This is a genomic window from Plantactinospora sp. A48 (assembly GCF_055793945.1).
Window position 1 is genome coordinate 19,171 of sequence record NZ_JBTIXF010000012.1, and the last position, 16,888, is coordinate 36,058.

The following is a 16,888-nucleotide window of genomic DNA, read 5'->3' on the forward strand; positions in this document are numbered from 1 at the left end:
GGAACACTGAGTCGAGCAGACCCATCGCCCGGGCGCACTCATCCAGTCCCTGCCCGGCGCTCAGCCAGCGTCGCGCAACTCGGCCAACCGCGCCTCGATCTCCGCCAACTCCGCCCGCAGCTTCTCGGCCTGCTGCTCCGCCTCCGTCCGCTCGACGGCCATGATCTGCTCCACCGCCTCCCGCACCCCCGGCACGTCCACCAGGGCCACCATCCGCAACGCCTCCGCCGGCTTCACCACGTACGGCTTCGCCAACGCCTTGCTGCCCTGCGCCGCGGCCACCGTCCACTCGCCCTCGGCGTACGCCAGGGTCACCGTCAGCCCCGCCGGTGCCTTCGGCCGGGCCGCCCGCCCGGCCCGCCGCGCCGGCTTGGCCTCCGCGCCCACCGTCGTCGTCGAATCCGCCTCGGCCACCGGGGTCTCCTTCACCTGCGTCGGATTCTTCCGGGCCGACGGCACCGGCTCACGGGTCACCATGAACTCCGGCTCCGGCCTGGGCTCCGGCACCACCGCCGGCTCGGGCGACTTCTGCTCCGGCGACTTCGACTCGGCCCGCCGGCTGCCACCCTTGGGCGGCAGGGACAGATCGGTGGGGGAGAACGGCAACTCGTCCCGGCCGAACCGCACCACCAACCAGTCGTCCGACACCGCCGGATCGGTCAACTCCACCACCTGACCCAGCTGGCCGGCGATCTGCCCCGCCGACTCGGTGAACATCACCCTCGGCTTACGCCCGGTGGCGAGCGTGTCCCGGATGTGCTGCAACTCCTCGGGCGCCAAACCCTGGGCCGTGGTACGCGCGGCGGCCATCAGAACCCCTCTTTCGTACACCTGTATCAGTACGGATACCTTCCTACCAGGACCGCCCGACACTCCGCACGCCGACACCCGCCCGCGCCGCGACAGCGTACGCCCACCCGGGCCCACGACCCACCACAACCTGAGGCCACCACCACCCCGGCCAGCTGTGACCCGCATCGCCGCCGACCACCGCAACCCGACGGTATGGTCGGCGGCGACCAGGACACCGAACCAGGGGAGAGGTCCAATGAGTCCGGTCACCGTGATCACCGGAGCCAGCCGAGGCATCGGCGCCGCCACCGCCCGCCGGCTCGCCACCGCCGGCCACGACATCGTGCTCGGCTACCACCGCGACCACGACGCCGCCAACGCCGTACTCGCCGACGTGCGCGCCGCCGGCCGCCGGGGGACCACCGTGGCCGCCGACACCAGCGACCCCACCGACGTCGTACGACTGTTCGACGCCGCCGCCGACCTGGGGGAACTGACCGGACTGGTCAACAACGCCGGCGTCGCCAGCCAGATCGGCCCGTTCGTCGACCTCGACCCCGACGACCTACGCCGCGTCGTCGACACCAACCTCATCGGCTACATCCTGTGCGCCCAACAGGCCGCCCGACGCATGAGCACCGGCGCGGCCATCGTCAACATCTCATCCGGCGCCGCCACCCTCGGCAGCCCCGGCGAATACGTCCACTACGCCGCCACCAAGGCCGCCACCGACACCCTCACCATCGGCCTCGCCAAGGAACTCGCCCCCCGCGGCATCCGGGTCAACGCCGTCGCACCCGGCATCATCGACACCGGATTCCACACCGGCTCCGGCGCCCCCGACCGGGCCACCAGCGCCGCCGGCCGGATCCCGATGGGCCGCGCCGGCACCGCCGACGAGATCGCCGCCGCCATCGCCTGGCTGCTCGGCCCCGAATCGTCGTACGCCACCGGCGCCGTCCTACGGGTCGCCGGCGGCCTGTAATAGACCGCCGGCCAACCCACCACACCCACCGCCGGGACCATCCGGCCCGACCCGGGGGAGAACCCCCCGGTCAGTACGACGCCGGCGGGATGCTCTGCTCGTACTGGAAGACGTTGCACGGGTCGTACCTCGCCTTGATCCGGCGCAACCGCTCGAAGTTGGAACCCCAGTACGCGGTCTCCCACTCCGCCATCCCGATGTTCGGCACGTTCACGTAGGCCCCGTCCACATACGGTCGCAACGCCAGGCTGAACTCGGCGATCCACGCCTGCGCGATCGGGGTGGTGGCGTCGCCACTGTCCGGCTCGCCACGGGTACCCCAACCGACGCCCGGTTCCGCATAGAACAGCGCATCGCGGTGCGGGAACGCCGAACCACCGCGAGGCTCCCGCGCCTGAGCGCCCGAACCGAACGCCTGGGTGAAGAAGTTGCTGTCATCCGTCGGGGCGTTCTCCATGAACGCGCGGACCACCCCGATCGCCTCCCGGGGGAAGGGCCGAACCGCGAACTGCGAGAAGAACTTCCACTTCCCGGGCTCATCCTCGGTCGGGATCTGGAACCCGGAATACACCTCGCCCCAGTCCCCGATCTGCACCGTCACCTCCGGTTCACCGACCGACAGGATCGGCTCCAGCAACTCCCGCGCCTCCGCCTCCGAACCCTCCGCGAGCACCCCGAACAGCAGGATCTGAGACTTGTGGATCTCAACCTGGGTACCCAGGCGGTTGTCGGCGAACGGCGCGATCCGCTGCCACCTGTCGAAAATCTCCTCCAGGTCGTCGAGACCCTCCCAGGTCACCTGCAGGTAGGCGACGCTCCGCAGCGGCGTCGCCTGGTAGGTGAGCGAGGTGACGATCCCGAAGTTTCCGTTGCCCGCCCCACGCAGCGCCCAGAGCAGGTCCGAGTGGTTCCGCAGGTCCACCTCGATCGCCCGTGCGCCGTTGACACCGGACGCCACGACGATCTCCACCCGTACCAGGCTGTCGCAGGCCATGCCGAGGTAGCGGGTGAGGAAACCGAAGCCACCCCCGAGGGTCGCCCCGGACAGGCCCACGCTGCCCTCCGTCCCGGTCGTCACCGCCAGACCATGGTCGGAAAGCGTGGTCACCGCCTCCAACTGGTTGAGCCCGGCACCGACCGTCGCAATCGACGTCGCCTCGTCGACGTGGACCGACTTCAGTTCACTGACGTCGATCACGAGGCCGTTGTCCACATTCGACCAGCCTTCGAGACTGTGCCGGCCGCTGCGCACCCGCAGCGCGACATTGTGCTGACGCGCCCAGGTGAGGGCGTTGACCACGTCCTGGGTCTCCTGGGCGAACACGATGACCAGCGGATAACGGACGAACAGTTCGTCCCAGCCGAGGCTCGCGCTCGCGTACCCCGGGTCCTCGGGGTAGACGATCCGGCCGGTCAACTTCGCCGGCGGACTCTCCTCGCCCGAGTACGGGTCGGCACCGTCGGGTCGCCAGTCCGAACCGCTGGCCGCGACACCTGGGAGAACGACCACCCCGGCGCCAACGGCCGTCGCCTTGAGCAGTTCACGACGGGAAAGGTCGTGCATGGTCCACATCCTTTCGAGCGGGTTGCGCCACTGTTCGACGAAGGGGACCGTTGTCCCGTCCGGTGGCGTTAACTCACGCTAATACCGGAAACGTCCTCACAGATCCGGCTCCGCCCCGTGGGTACCCGGTCGGGTGATACGCCCAGACTTCCGCCCGCCTCGGCCTCTTTCGCCTCACCGGACCCTGGTACACCGGGGGCCAGCGGCGTTTCATGGGCGGCGTTTTCACGGGCGAGCGCCGGTACTCGGCCTGCGCGACCTGTCCCGGGTCGATCGGAACCGCGGTCAGACATGTTCCAGATGGTGTGCCGCGCCGCCCGCGTCCGTCGGACAGGAGAGGCGGGGCGGATGAACTGTGCAGACTTGGTGTCGTCCCGGCGACAAGAAGTCTGCACAGTCCGACGATCCCCATCCCCATCGCCATCGGCTCGGTCGCGGTGGCCGTCCGTTCGTCGTACCGGCGGCACCGGCTGCATGTTCGATAATCTACATTATGTCAACTTGAGAAGATGGGGTGCCGCGCCGAGCCCAGTCGGTCGTGCCCCGCCCATGACGACCGCGCGCATCGTCGACGGTGCGCGCGGTCGTCATGTCAGCGCGCCGCCGGTACGGCGAGGACGGCGTCGAGCAGATCGGCCCCGGGAAGGCCGGCGGTCCGATCTCGGCCGCACCACGAACTCGGCATCGGACCAGCCGGGCGTTTCACGGGTACGACCCGGTGGACGAGCCGCGGACAAGCCGCGCGATCCGCCGCCCGTTACAGCGGCCCCGACAACGATGAACGCCCAACTGGGCCCACACGCCGGGCCAACCCCGAAGACATTTCGAACCCACCGCAGGTGCGGCGACGATCGGCGCCCACCACCCCGGCGGTCGACACCAGCCGCTCCGGTCCCCGGGCTTCCGCCGTCCTCGGTGCCGCGGGTCGGGTATCCCCGAGCGAGCGTCGCGACCCGGGGTGCGGTCGGCGTTTCCGGAGAAACCCGGTGTCCCGGACGTCGCTTGGCCGAGATCCGAAAATCATGCATAATATTCGTTATGCATGATATAGGTGATGAAACGGTCCTCATGTTGATCGACGCCTTTCTCACCTCGCGCGCCACCCGCAAGCCCTCCCCGCACACCCTGGCGGCGTACCGCCGGGACCTGCTGGCCATCGCTACCCTGGTCGCCGACGCGGAGCCGGCCGTTCCACTGGCCGCACTCCCCCTGTCCGGCCTGACCACCCGGGCGCTGCGGGGGGCCTTCGCCCGGTTCGCCGCCGAGCGTGCCTCCGCGTCGATCCACCGGGCGTGGTCCACCTGGAACGGTTTCTTCGCGTTCCTGGTGGCCGAGGGTGTGGTGGAGGGCAATCCGATGTCCGCCGTGGACAAGCCCGGGGTGCCACTCCCCCCGCCGAAGCCGCTGCGGGGCGCGGACACCCCGGAGCAGTTGCTGGAGGCGGTGGCCCGGACCGATGGGCGGGTTCGGGATCCGTGGCCGGAGCGGGATGTGGCGGTGCTGGCGTTGGCGTTGTGCGCCGGGTTGCGGCTGGGTGAGCTGTTGGAGCTGCGGGTCGGTTCGATCGGTGGGCGGCCGGGTGAGCGCCGGGTCGACGTGCTGGGTAAGGGGGGCCGGTCGCGGGTGGTGCCGATCGAACCGGAGTTGGACGCGGTGGTGGTGGCCTATCTGGACAGTCGGCGGCGCCGGTTCGGGGACCGGACGGTGCGGGTCGACTCGCCGTTGCTGGTGGATCGGGCCGGTACGCCGCTGCGGCGCGGTGGCCTGCAGTATCTGGTGGGGTCGTGTTATCGGCGGGCGGGGATCACCGACCGGGTGCCGAGGGGGGCGCAGTTGCACGCGTTGCGGCACACGTTCGCGACCCGGTTGGCCGAGGACGGGGCGAGCGCGTCGGAGATCATGCGGTTGTTGGGGCACGCGAGCCTGACGACGAGTCAGAACTACATCGAGGTGACGGCCGAGCAGCAGCGGGCGGCGGTGCGGGCGAACCGTACCAACCGGTCGTTGGGTCGGCTGGTGGTGGCGCCGGAGGGGTGACCCGGGTCGGGGCCGGTCCGCCGGGGCGGGGGTTCAGACGAGGTCGACGACCAGAGGGCGGTGGTCGGAGATGGTGGCCATGGGGGTGCTGACGGCGCTGACGGCGGTGAGTCGGTCTCCGCCGTCGGGGTCGACGAGGATGTGGTCGAGTTGCATCCGGGGTTGGCTGGCCGGGTAGGTGGGTTGGCGGCCGAGGGTGCGCCAGCGGGAGACGGCGGTGGCCAGGCCGGCGGGCAGGTTGAGGTCGCCGAGCAGGACCCGGGGTGGGGGCAGGGCGCGCAGGGCGCGGATGGCCTGGCGGAGTTGGTGGATGTTCCAGCCGGGTACGAATGACAGGTGGGTGGCGGCGGCGGTGACGGGGCCGAACGGGGTGTCGAGGACGGCGGCGAGGAGGACCCGGGGTTCGTCGCGCAGCAGGATGAGGCGGCGGCCGGGGCCCTGGATGTGGACGGGTGAGCGGATGGGTGCCGGGCGCAGCCGGGTGACCTGCCAGGAGTGGGCCGGGTAGCGGCTGACGAGGCCGACGCCGTAGCAGGGTTCGCCGTGGCCGTCGTCGTCGTGGGTGAGGGGTCGGAAGCGTTCTCCGGGGGTGCCGACGACGGCGGCGGCGAACTGGTGGGAGGGGGCGTCGAGGGCTTTGGCGGCGACTGCGGTGAGGTCGAGGTGGCCGCTGCGGGACTGGTCGCGGTCGACTTCCTGGAGGGCGAGGATGTCGGCGTCGAGGGCGTGTACGGCGGCGGCGAGGCGGTCGGGGTTGACGAGGCCGTCCTCGGGTGAGCGGCCGTGGAGCAGGTTGAAGGTCACCAGGCGCACTCCTGCACCCTACGGGGCGGGGTGGGAGGCTTGTGGGGTGATGAAGGCGCTGTGTTGTTCGATGGTGGTGTTTGTGGTGGTGGCGTCGTTGGGGGTGGTGTTGCGGCGGCGGGGTGGCCGGTGAGGTGGTCGGGTTTTTCGCGGGGCGGGTCAGGGGTTGTGGCGGCCGGGTGCGGCGAAGCGGCCGCCGCGGATCTCCCGTAGGGCCTTTCGGCGGGTGTCGCCGCGCAGCGTGTCGACGTAGAGCCGCCCGTCGAGGTGGTCGTGTTCGTGTTGCAGGGCGCGGGCCAGGAAGTCGCTGCCCCGGATGGTGACGGGTTCACCGTGCTGGTCGACGCCGCGGGCGGTGATGTGCCGGGCGCGGGGGGTCGGGAAGTACAGGCCGGGGATGGACAGGCAGCCCTCGTCGTCGTCCTGTTGTTCGGCGGAGGGGTCTTCGAGGACGGGGTTGACCAGGTGGCCGCGGTTTCCGTCGGCGTCCCAGACGAAGACCCGGGCGGCGACGCCGATCTGCGGGGCGGCCACGCCGGCCCGGCCGGGGGCGCCCAGGAGGGTGTCCATGAGGTCGGTGACCAGGGTCCGTAGTTCGGTGTCGAAGCTGGTCACGGGGTCGCACGTGGTGCGTAGTACCGGGTCGCCGAGGATCCGGATCGGCCGCATCGTCATGGTTGACAAGGTTAGCGGGGTGTTCCGGTGGCCGGTCCCGGTCGGTGGTGGGTGGCTGCCGTCCGGGTGGGCGGGGCCAGGGCGGCGCGCAGTGGTGCGGCTTTGGCGGCGGCTTCGGCCACTTCGGCGTCCGGGTCGCTGTGCCAGGTGATGCCGCCGCCGGCCCACAGGTGTAGCCGGTGGGGGTCGGCGGCGGCGGTGCGGATGGTCAGGCCGAGGTCCAGGCCGTCGGTGCCGATCCAGCCGAGGGCGCCCATGGCGGGTCCCCGGCCGACCGGTTCCAGGTGGGCGATGGCGTCCAGGGCGGCGAGTTTCGGGGCGCCGGTGACGGAGCCGCCGGGGCAGATGGCGTGGAGCAGGTCGGCGAGGCCGGTTCCGGGTCGTGGTGCGGCCGAGACGGTTGATTCGGCCTGCCAGAGTCCGCACCAGCGGCGGATGCCGAACAGTTCGTCGACCCGGACCGATCCGGTGCGGGCCACCTGGGCGAGGTCGTTGCGGGCCAGGTCGACGATCATGATGTGTTCGGCTCGTTCCTTGGCGGAGGCGAGCAGTTCCCGCCGGCCGGCGGGGGTGGCCGGTCGGGTGCCCTTGATGGGGCGGGTGTGGATGCGTCCGGCGTGGATTTCGACGAGGGTTTCGGGTGAGGCGCAGGCCACGGCCCAGTCGTCGCCGGTGAGGACGGTGCCGTATCGGGCGCCGGGCAGGCTGGCGAGCCGGTGCAGTGCGGGTCGTGGGTCGCCCCGGTAGGGGGCGCTGGCGTGGCCGACGATGTTGACCTGGTAGACCTCGCCGCGGCTGATCAGTTGGCGGGCCTGTTCGACGGCGGCGGCGTGGCGTTCGGGTGGCCAGCTGTTCCGCCAGGGGCCGAGGTGCCAGTCGGGGTGGTTGGTGGCCGGGGGCGGGTGGGTGTCGGGTGGGCTGGGGTGCGGTGGTGCCGGGTTGGTGGGGTGGGCGTAGACGACGGCCACCAGGTCGGGTACGGCGGGGGCGGGGCTGGGTGGGCCGGTGGGTCGGCCGGCCATCCGGGCGCTGGCGGCGGCGGAGATGAACACGGTGGCGCCGCAGGTGTCGCCCGGTTGGTGCCGGTGTGGGTCGGTGCCGGGTCGGGTCAGGTCGGTCACCGGCAGTCCGTGGCCGGCCAGGAATGTTTCGAGCAGCGCGGCGGGGTCGTCGTGGTGTGCGGGGTGCTGGTTCGGGGGTGCCCACCACTGGAGGCGGGCGTGTTCCACCAGTGGTCCGGCGCAGCGGCCCGGGGGTGCGGCCGGGGTCGCGGTCGGGGCTGTCCGGGGTGCCGGGGTGTCGGCTGCTGATGCCTGGGTTGCGGCTGGTGGTGCCGGGGTTGCGGCTGGTGGGGTCGGGGGTTCGACCGGGAACCGGGTCGGGGGTTCGGTTACGGACAGTGTCGGATATCCGGCGACCAGGGGCGTTGGTCGGGAGCCTGGGGTGGGGGTCGGCGGGGTGGTCCCGGAGGGTGTCGGGCCGGGTGCGCAGGGTGCCGCCGGATGCCCCGTGAGCGGCGGTGGGAGCGTTTCCAAGACGTCTGGACCCTTTTCCCTCATCCGTTGGGAGGATTCTGTCTTACCAAGCCGTGAATGTGCTCGATGAAGTTCACTTCCGCTTGGTACCGTGCGTCACTGGTCATGTGAACCATGACACAGCACCCCCCACAGTCCGGAGATCTCCGATGTGTCAGCACCAACCCACCTGTCCATCTGCCGACGCCACCGACCGGGAGGCTGCCCGGGTCATCGCCTGCTTCCGCGAGCAGGGCTGGAGTCTGCTCTGCAACGGGGTCATCGTGTTCGAGGACACCGGTGAGCTGCTGCCTGACGGTCGGACCGTCGCGCCGCACCGCGGCCCGGCCCGGCACGTCGTACCAGCCTAGACGTCGTCACGTCCCGTGACAGCGGCCCGGTCCCCCGGTGCCGCGCCGCCGACCCGGTGTCCGGGCCGGCGGCTTCCTGGATCAGCCGGTGGCTGATCCGCACACCGGTCGCTGACGCACCGCGCACCGGCGGGTGACTCACTCCTCGAACGCCTCCGGGGACGGGCAGGCGCAGACCAGGTTCCGGTCGCCGTACGCCCCGTCGACCCGCCGCACCGGCGGCCAGTACTTCCCCGCCCGGGTCACCCGCGCCGGATAGGCCGCGACCGATCGCGGGTACGGATGTTCCCACTCGTCGGCCGACACCATCTCGGCGGTGTGTGGCGCGTTGCGTAGCGGGTTGTCCCCGGCCGGCCACTCCCCTTCGCCGATCCGGTCGATCTCCTCTCGGATCGCGATCATCGCCGCGCAGAACCGGTCGATCTCGGCCAGGTCCTCGCTCTCGGTGGGTTCCACCATCAGGGTGCCGGCGACCGGGAACGACATGGTGGGGGCGTGGAAGCCGTAGTCGATGAGTCGTTTGGCCACGTCGTCCACGCTCACCCCGGTGGCCCGGGTCAGCGGCCGCAGGTCCAGGACGCACTCGTGTGCCACCAGGCCCTTGTTGCCGGTGTACAGCACCGGGTAGTGCCCGCGCAGCCGGGCCGCGACGTAGTTCGCGGCCAGCACCGCCACCCCGGTGGCCCGGGTCAGCCCGTCGGCGCCCATCATCCGCAGGTACGCCCACGGGATGGGCAGGATGCCCGCCGAGCCGTGCGCCGCCGCCGAGATCACCGGCCGGCCTGTGCCGTGCGGGGTGGCGTCGGTGGTGGTGGTGGTGGCGCCGAGGGGGTCACCGGGCAGGAACGGGGCCAGGTGGGCGCGGGCGGCGACCGGACCCACGCCCGGGCCGCCGCCGCCGTGTGGGATGCAGAACGTCTTGTGCAGGTTCAGGTGGGACACGTCCGCGCCGAACCGGCCGGGCTTGGCGAAGCCGAGCAGCGCGTTGAGGTTCGCCCCGTCGACGTACACCTGGCCCCCGGCGTCGTGGACCTTCGCGCACAGCGACGCGATGCCGGTCTCGTACACGCCGTGGGTGGACGGGTAGGTGACCATGATGGCGGCCAGCCGGTCCCGATGCTGGTCGATCTTGGTGTCGAGGTCGACCAGGTCGACGTTGCCCCCGTCGTCGCAGGCCACCACGACGACCCGCATGCCGGCCATGACGGCGCTGGCGGCGTTGGTGCCGTGCGCGGAGGCGGGGATCAGGCACACGTCCCGGTCGTGCTCGCCGCGGTGGCGGTGCCAGCCGCGGATGGCCAGCAGGCCGGCCAGTTCCCCCTGCGAGCCGGCGTTGGGTTGGACGCTGACCACGTCGTATCCGGTGATCTCGGCCAGCCAGCGTTCGAGTTGGGTGATCAGTTCCCGGTAGCCGTCGGCCTGGTCGGCCGGGGCGTAGGGGTGCAGGTTGGCGAACTCGGGCCAGCTGACCGGTTCCATCTCGGTGGTGGCGTTGAGTTTCATGGTGCAGGAGCCCAGCGGGATCATGCCCCGGTCCAGGGCGTAGTCGAAGTCGGCGAGCCGGCGCAGGTAGCGCAGCATCGCGGTCTCCGAGTGGTGGGTGCGGAACACCGGGTGGGTGAGGAAGTCGCTGGTGCGGGCCAGCCCGGCCGGCAACGCGCCGCCCCCGGCGGTGCCCGGCGTCCCGGCGACGGTGGCGCCGGCTGGTGTCCCGGCCGGGGTGGCGGGCCGCGCGGCGGCCGGGGTCTCAGCCGGGGCGGTCACGCCGAACGCCGCCCACACGACGCTCAGGTGCTCCTCGGTGGTGGTCTCGTCGCAGGAGACGCCGACCCGGTCACCGTCCACCAGACGCAGGTTGACCCCCCGCCGCGCGGCGGCGGTGACCACGTCGGCGGCCCGGCCCGGCACGAACGCCGTGACGGTGTCGAAGAACGCCTCGTGGGCCAGTTCCACCCCGCCGCCGGTGAGGCCGGCGGCCAGCCGGGTGGCCATGGCGTGGGTACGTCGGGCGATCTCCCGCAGCCCGTCGGGGCCGTGGTAGACGGCGTACATGCCGGCTATCACCGCCAGCAGCACCTGCGCGGTGCAGATGTTGCTGGTGGCCTTCTCCCGGCGGATGTGCTGTTCGCGGGTCTGCAACGCCAGCCGGTACGCCGGTTGCCCGTCGGCGTCGCGGGACACCCCGACCAGGCGGCCGGGCAGCATCCGTTCCAGGCCGGAGCGCACCGCCAGGTAGCCGGCGTGCGGGCCGCCGAAGCCCATCGGTACGCCGAACCGTTGGGTGGTGCCGGCGGCGATGTCGGCGCCGATCTCGCCGGGCGCGCGCAGCAGGGTCAGGGCGAGCAGGTCGGCGGCCACCGTCACGAGGGCCCCGGCGGCGTGCGCGGCCTCGACCAGCCGGGTGTGGTCGCGTACCGCGCCGGAGACGCCCGGGTACTGCAGGTGCAGTCCGAAGAACCCGTCGGGCAGTTCGTCGGTGTCGACGTCGAGGACCCGGACCTCGATGCCGAGCGGTTCGGCCCGGGTGGTGATCACGGCGAGGGTCTGCGGCAGGGCGTCGGCGTCGACGACGTACACGTTGCTGCCGCTCCTGGACGCGCGGCGGGCGAGGGTCATCGCCTCGGCGGCCGCGGTGGCCTCGTCGAGCATGGAGGCGTTCGCGGTGCTCAGCGCGGTCAGGTCGGTGACCATGGTCTGGAAGTTCAGCAGCGCCTCGAGCCGGCCCTGGCTGATCTCCGGCTGGTACGGCGTGTACGCGGTGTACCAGGCGGGGTTCTCCAACACGTTGCGGCGGATCACCGCCGGGGTGTGGGTGCCGTGGTAGCCCATTCCGATCATGGAGGTGGCGACCCGGTTGCGGCCGGCGATGTCGCGTAGTTCGGCCAGGGCCTGTTCCTCGGTGGCCGCCGGCGGCAGGTCGAGGGTGCCGTGCCAGCGGATCACCTCGGGGATGGCGGCGTCCATCAGCTCGTCCACGGAGCCGAATCCGACGGTGTCCAGCATGCGCCGCAGTTGGGCGGCGTCGGGGCCGACGTGCCGGTCGGCGAACTGAGGTGCGGTCATCGGGCACTCCCGGGAGGTCGACGGATCGGCCTCCCCCTCTGTCACGCCACGGTGCGCGTTCCAGAGTGCCTGGCCCCCGCGGTCCTTTGTGCCTGAGAGGTTCCGGGGAGGATTTGCCCCTTCGGCGCCGTCCCCGGGCGGGCCCGGAGGCGGTCTCTCCCGCGTGGGTGGTACCGGCGGACCCCACGCTACCAGCGGGCCCGCCCGGCCGCCCGGGGTGGTCACCGGCCCGCCGGCGTCCGGCCCGGTTTCCGGTGGGGGCGGCGGCGGTGGCTACCGGGCGGCCGGCTCGACCGCCACCGGGGTCGGCGGCGGGCCGGCCGGCCTGGCGACACCGGCTCGCGGGTCGACGGCGGCGGCGGGGTTGGGGGCGGTGGCGGCGGGGTTGGTGCCGGCGGTGGCGTGCCGGGCGGGGTGGGTGACCCGGTGGACCAGTTCGGTCAGCGCGACACCCAGCGGCGCGTCGACGGTCACGGTGGCGTGGTCGTCACCCCGGGTCGGGCCCTGGTTGACGATCGCCACCGGAATGTCCCGTCGGGTGGCGCGGATCACGAACCGGCGGCCGGACATCACCGTCAGGGACGAGCCGAGCACCAGCAGCAGCCGGGCCCGCTCGACCAGGTCGAAACAGTCGGCGACCCGGGCCGGGGGCACGGACTCGCCGAAGAACACCACATCCGGTTTCACCGTGCCACCGCAGGAGGCGCAACCGACCGGGCGGAACCGGTCGATCTCGGTGTCGGGCAGTTCGACGTCACCGTCCGGGTTGACCGCGGTGGCCCGGGCCGCGAAGTCCGGGTTCGCCGCCCGCAGCCGGGCGTCCAGGTCGGCCCGGCCGGTCCGTTCGCCGCAGTCCAGGCAGACCACCCGGTCCAGGTTGCCGTGCAGTTCGATCACCCCACCGGCGCCGGCGGCCTGGTGCAGGCCGTCCACGTTCTGGGTGATCACCCCGGCGAGCAGGCCGTGGTGTTGCAGCCGGGCCACCGCCCGGTGGCCGGCGTTGGGCCGGGCCCGGGCGATGGTGCGCCAACCCAGGTGGCTGCGCGCCCAGTACCGGCGGCGGGCGACCGGGTCGCGGGTGAACGTCTGGTACGTCATCGGGGTGTGCCGGCGGGCCACCCCGCTGGGCCCCCGGTAGTCCGGGATGCCCGACTCGGTGGACAACCCGGCGCCGCTGAGTACCACGACGTCACCGGCCGCCACCATCGCGGCCAGCGCGTCGAACCCGTCACCTGCCGAACCCGTCACCCGTCCATGCTGCCTCACCGGGCCACCCACCGGCGAACACCTGTCCCCCCGCCGGCTGCCCCGCTCACCCGGGCCGCCCGGACGGCCCCGGTTGTTCCTGCGCGCCGCCGTGTCCGAGGTCACAGCGAGCAGCACGATCAACCGGGAAACGTCCGGGGCCGGCCGGGGTCAGGGGTGCTCGGGTCGGGTCAGCGCCGGCCGGGCGGCCGAACCGGCCACCGGACGCCCGGCGTCGGCGACCATCCGGTCCATGGTCCGGGCCAGGTGTTCACTGCCGTCGTGCAGGTGCTTCGCCGCCGCCTCCATGTGCGAGATCATCATCTCGCCGTAGATGCGCAACGCCTCCTGCATGGCCGCCGAGTCGGTGAAGTCCGGACCGGCCGAGCTGCGGTAGCTGTGCACCGCCTGCTCCGCCTCCCGGCGGGCGTCCTCCACCGCCGCCTGCACGTACGCCTCGTACTGCACCCGGGCGTAGTCGGCGACCCGGCGGGCGTACTCGTGCGCCTGGGCGATGATCTGCTCCGCCTCCCGCTGCGCGGCCGAGAGCAGGTTCACCTCCTTCGCGCCCGGCCCCTCACTGCGCTGGCTCGGGATGACCCCGTGCCGGTACAGCTCGACCTGGTTGCCGATCCGCTCGTTCTCCGCCCGCAGATCCGCGATCTGCGCCGCGAGCACGTCCAACTCATCGGCGACCTGCAGCCGGAACGCGTCCACCCCCCGCTGGTCGTACCCGCGGCGGGTCAACGACGCCTGGTCGAACGTCCACCGCCGGGCCCGGTCGGCGGTGAGCCGGACCTGCGGCACGCCGGTCGACACCTCGGAACCGTCGTACCTGCTGATCGAAGCCGCGCTCACTGGCCACCTCCGGGCACCTGGTCGATGTGGGTGCGCCAGGCCGGCCCGTACCAGTGGGCACCGAGGCCCTCGTGGTGCAACCGGCCGGGGTCGTAGCCGGCGCCGCGCAGCGCCTGCACCGAACCCGACACCATCTGGTCCGAGCCGCACACGTACACGTGCCGGTCCCGGAAGTCACCGTCGGACAACACCAGGTCAACCACCCGGTCCACGCCCTCGGGCTGACCCGGGCCGCCACCGACGGCGTACCGGACGGTCAGCCACGGATACTGCGCGGCGAGCTTGTCGATCGCCTCCGAGTCGTACAGCTCCAGCGGGGACCGCGCCCCGACGTACAGCTGCACCCGGCGGTGTCCGTGTTCGGTCGCCACGTGCTCCACGAGCGACTTCAACGGCGCCCAGCCCGTGCCACCGGCCAACAACAGCAGGTCGGCGCGGCCCGCCCGGGACAGCGCCAACCGGTCCCCCACCGGCGCGGCCAGGTGGACCTGGTCACCGACGTTCAACCCGTACACCAGGCGGGAACTGACCAGCCCGCCGGGCGCGGCCCGCACGTGCAGCTCCAGGGTGCCGTCCGGGCGGGGCGCGTTGGCCGGCGAATAGTAACGCCACGTGCGCACCGCCGGACTGGACACCCCGATGGACTGGCCGGGGGTGAACGGCAGCAGGTACGACGGGCGCAGCGTGATCACCGCCACGTCGAAACCGCGTCGCTCGTGCGCGAGGACCTCACCCACCCACCAGGGCGGGCTGACCTTCTCCGCCTCCCGGGCGGCGTCGGTCATCACCTGCGCGACCAGTCCGTACGCGGCCGCCCAGTCCGCGGCCAGGTCCTCGGTCCACCGGTCGGCCAGGAAGTGCCGCAGGGTGGCCAGCAGCGCCGCGCCGACCGCCGGGTAGTGCTCGGCGCGGACCGCGAACTTGCGATGGTCGGCGCCGAGGTCCTGCAGGAAGCCGACCAGCTGGTCCAGCTGGTCCACGTTGGAGACGATGTGTCCCAGCGCGGTCACCAGCCGGTCCCGCTGCCCCGCCATGTTGGTGGGGAACATCTGCCGCAGGTCCGGGTCGGTCAGGAACAGGGTGGAGTAGAAGAAGAGCGGCACCTGGTCGCCGTGCGCGGCCACCAGGGACCAGCTCTGCTTGAGCCGGGCGACGTCCACGCTCAGGCGCCCACCGGCTGGCCATCGGACACGACCTGGTCCTGCACCTGGGCGAGGACCTGCCGCACGTCGTCGACGATGTCCGCCGGCACGTCCAACTGTTGCAGCGCCCCCACCAGGTGCGCACCGACCAGCGCGTAGTGCGCGGTCGGGATGCTCAGCGGCTTGTGCGCCTCCGGCAGCGACCGGCCGGTGTAGGCGTCCGGCCCACCCAGCACGGTGGTCAGCATCAGCACCATGTGTCGACGCTGCCGCTCCATGTCGGTGCCGACGAAGTACGGCGCGAGCTGCGGGTCACCCAGCACCCGCTCGTAGAACAGCTGCACCGCCGCCTTGAGCGCGGGACCGCCACCAATCCGGTCGAAATGTGAGGCGGTGGGCGCGCCGTCGGCGGGATTACGGGTCGTGTCCGTCATGGAGGGGAATTCCTTCCGCAGGGCGTGCCGGCAGTGTTTGACGATGCGAGGGAACATCGCCGTGGGCACGCGGTTCGTAACGCTGCCTGACGGACGATAGTAGGCCCGCCTCCCAGACGGTGTCAGCCGGCGTCCGATCTGGGCCTTCTTCGCTGGTCAGCGCACCGACGACCAATGTACCGCCGCGTCCCGTACACGGGACGCGTGTCGATCCGTTCCGGCGCCGCCGCAGCGCCCGCTCACCGCCGGGCGACCGCCCCGGAGGTGGCGCCGACCCGCAACCCCGAGGTGTCCACCACCTCGAAGTCAGCACCACGCAACCCACCCAGGGCGTGCAACGCGTCGTTGTCCCAGCGCCGGTCCGGCACACCGGACAGGTACCAGGCCGAACCGTGGTCGGCCACGACCACCCCGTACCGCTTCATCGCCTCGGCGATGATCCGGGCCTGCCGGGGCAGACCGGCGGTCCGCACCGACGACCTGAGCCGCAACCGCTGCCCCAACTGCGGCAACGCCGGGTCGGTGGCCGTCGACGCCGAATGCGTCGCCGGCCAGGTGTAGCCGGTGCGGGTCCGGGGCACCGTGATCCGGACCGCGTGGTCGATCCGCCCGGCCGCGACCTCGTCGTACCGCACCAGACCCGCCAGGATGGACAACCCCGAGGCGTCCGCGGACGTCCAGCCCGCCCGCCGCAGCGCGTTGGACCGCAGGTCGAACACGGCGCCCGAACCGGCCCGCCACCCGCCGCCGTCCCGGTGCGCCCCGAACAATTCGTACGCCCGGCACGCCGACCGGTCCCACACGATCACATGCCGGTCGCCGGTGGCCGCCGCGCCCCCCTCCACCGCCGCGTCCGGCGGGACCGGATACGGTCCACGGTCACTCTCCGCGGCGTACTCGAACCGCACCGGCACCCGGGGTTGCCCGGCCGGGACCTCGGTGACCGGGATCCCGATCGGGCCGCCGTCCCAGGTGCCCGACCCGAAGTCGGCGTGCACCGCCGCGTCGGCGCCCACGCTGGCCACGAACGCCGACGAACGGGCGTGGACCGGCAGCCGGGAGACGTCCGCGTGCCACACGTTGTCGGCCGGGAACACCCGGCAGCCGGTCGGGGCGGGACCCGGCGACGGACGCCGGCCGAGCGCCGCCGACGCCCGGGCGGAACCCGACGCGGAACCGGCGCTGGGGCTGGGGCCGGGGCCGGTCGGCGCGGACCCCACGCCGGCGGTCGGCGTCCCGGCGGGACGTGAACCGGCGGCCGGGCCCGCGGAACAGCCGGCCAGCAGCAGGGCGACGAGCGACCCGGCCAGCGCGGCCCGACGGCGGTACGGCAGGGGACGCGACACCCGCAGCATTGTGCCCACCCCCCGGCTCCACGTCCACGGCGGGCTCGGGTTCACCGAC

General features: G+C 72.4%; 14 protein-coding genes and 1 riboswitch. Of the genes, 3 read left to right on the forward strand and 11 right to left on the reverse strand.

Annotated elements, in window-relative coordinates; translation table 11 throughout:
• Nucleotides 1-60: 60 nt before the first annotated feature.
• Nucleotides 61-810 (reverse strand): hypothetical protein, encoded by a 750-nt coding sequence (locus ACXN5W_RS09055; protein ID WP_473157729.1) that lies wholly within the window; start codon nt 808-810, stop codon nt 61-63.
• 238 nt (nt 811-1,048) lie between these two features.
• Here ACXN5W_RS09055 and ACXN5W_RS09060 point away from each other — a divergent pair, with 238 nt between their 5' ends.
• On the forward strand, nt 1,049-1,777 hold the full coding sequence (locus ACXN5W_RS09060; protein ID WP_473157730.1) for an SDR family oxidoreductase: 729 nt from the start codon (nt 1,049-1,051) through the stop codon (nt 1,775-1,777).
• A gap of 70 nt (nt 1,778-1,847) precedes the next feature.
• Here the strand turns inward: ACXN5W_RS09060 and ACXN5W_RS09065 are convergent, their stop codons facing one another.
• Entirely contained in the window at nt 1,848-3,341 is a 1,494-nt protein-coding gene (locus tag ACXN5W_RS09065; protein WP_473157731.1) for an FAD-binding oxidoreductase, read from the reverse strand.
• 1,038 nt (nt 3,342-4,379) lie between these two features.
• On the opposite strand from ACXN5W_RS09065, the gene ACXN5W_RS09070 reads away from it, so the two are divergent.
• Entirely contained in the window at nt 4,380-5,378 is a 999-nt protein-coding gene (locus tag ACXN5W_RS09070; RefSeq protein WP_473157732.1) for a tyrosine-type recombinase/integrase, read from the forward strand.
• Nucleotides 5,379-5,411: 33 nt separating this feature from the next.
• Here ACXN5W_RS09070 and ACXN5W_RS09075 read toward each other — a convergent pair whose 3' ends face one another.
• The 3 genes from ACXN5W_RS09075 to ACXN5W_RS09085 all read right to left on the reverse strand — a co-directional run bounded on the left by ACXN5W_RS09075 (nt 5,412) and on the right by ACXN5W_RS09085 (nt 8,089).
• Nucleotides 5,412-6,191: an endonuclease/exonuclease/phosphatase family protein gene (locus ACXN5W_RS09075; RefSeq protein ID WP_473157733.1), complete on the reverse strand. Its 780-nt coding sequence runs from the start codon at nt 6,189-6,191 to the stop codon at nt 5,412-5,414.
• Nucleotides 6,192-6,341: 150 nt separating this feature from the next.
• Nucleotides 6,342-6,857: a peptide deformylase gene (gene def, locus ACXN5W_RS09080; protein ID WP_473157734.1), complete on the reverse strand. Its 516-nt coding sequence runs from the start codon at nt 6,855-6,857 to the stop codon at nt 6,342-6,344.
• A gap of 11 nt (nt 6,858-6,868) precedes the next feature.
• Complete coding sequence (locus ACXN5W_RS09085; protein WP_473157841.1) at nt 6,869-8,089, reverse strand: chorismate-binding protein; 1,221 nt, start codon at nt 8,087-8,089, stop codon at nt 6,869-6,871.
• A gap of 452 nt (nt 8,090-8,541) precedes the next feature.
• On the opposite strand from ACXN5W_RS09085, the gene ACXN5W_RS09090 reads away from it, so the two are divergent.
• The gene (locus ACXN5W_RS09090) at nt 8,542-8,742 is read left to right on the forward strand and encodes a DUF5999 family protein (protein WP_473157735.1); all 201 of its coding nucleotides are present in this window, start codon (nt 8,542-8,544) and stop codon (nt 8,740-8,742) included.
• A 138-nt stretch (nt 8,743-8,880) separates the two neighbouring features.
• On the opposite strand, the gene gcvP is transcribed toward ACXN5W_RS09090, so the two are convergent.
• The 6 genes from gcvP to ACXN5W_RS09120 all read right to left on the reverse strand — a co-directional run bounded on the left by gcvP (nt 8,881) and on the right by ACXN5W_RS09120 (nt 16,830).
• Nucleotides 8,881-11,805, reverse strand: coding sequence for an aminomethyl-transferring glycine dehydrogenase (gcvP, locus tag ACXN5W_RS09095; protein ID WP_473157736.1), 2,925 nt, complete (start codon nt 11,803-11,805; stop codon nt 8,881-8,883).
• Nucleotides 11,806-11,874: 69 nt separating this feature from the next.
• Nucleotides 11,875-11,977: riboswitch (glycine riboswitch) on the reverse strand.
• 101 nt (nt 11,978-12,078) lie between these two features.
• On the reverse strand, nt 12,079-13,011 hold the full coding sequence (locus ACXN5W_RS09100) for an NAD-dependent protein deacetylase (protein ID WP_473157842.1): 933 nt from the start codon (nt 13,009-13,011) through the stop codon (nt 12,079-12,081).
• Between the two features lie 210 nt (nt 13,012-13,221).
• Entirely contained in the window at nt 13,222-13,908 is a 687-nt protein-coding gene (locus tag ACXN5W_RS09105) for a DivIVA domain-containing protein (protein ID WP_473157737.1), read from the reverse strand.
• Entirely contained in the window at nt 13,905-15,068 is a 1,164-nt protein-coding gene (locus ACXN5W_RS09110) for a globin domain-containing protein (protein ID WP_473157738.1), read from the reverse strand. Before ACXN5W_RS09110 ends, ACXN5W_RS09105 begins: the two co-directional genes overlap by 4 nt.
• Before the next feature lie 2 nt (nt 15,069-15,070).
• On the reverse strand, nt 15,071-15,484 hold the full coding sequence (locus tag ACXN5W_RS09115; protein ID WP_473157739.1) for a group I truncated hemoglobin: 414 nt from the start codon (nt 15,482-15,484) through the stop codon (nt 15,071-15,073).
• Nucleotides 15,485-15,723: 239 nt separating this feature from the next.
• Nucleotides 15,724-16,830: a hypothetical protein gene (locus ACXN5W_RS09120; RefSeq protein WP_473157740.1), complete on the reverse strand. Its 1,107-nt coding sequence runs from the start codon at nt 16,828-16,830 to the stop codon at nt 15,724-15,726.
• Nucleotides 16,831-16,888 lie beyond the last annotated feature (58 nt).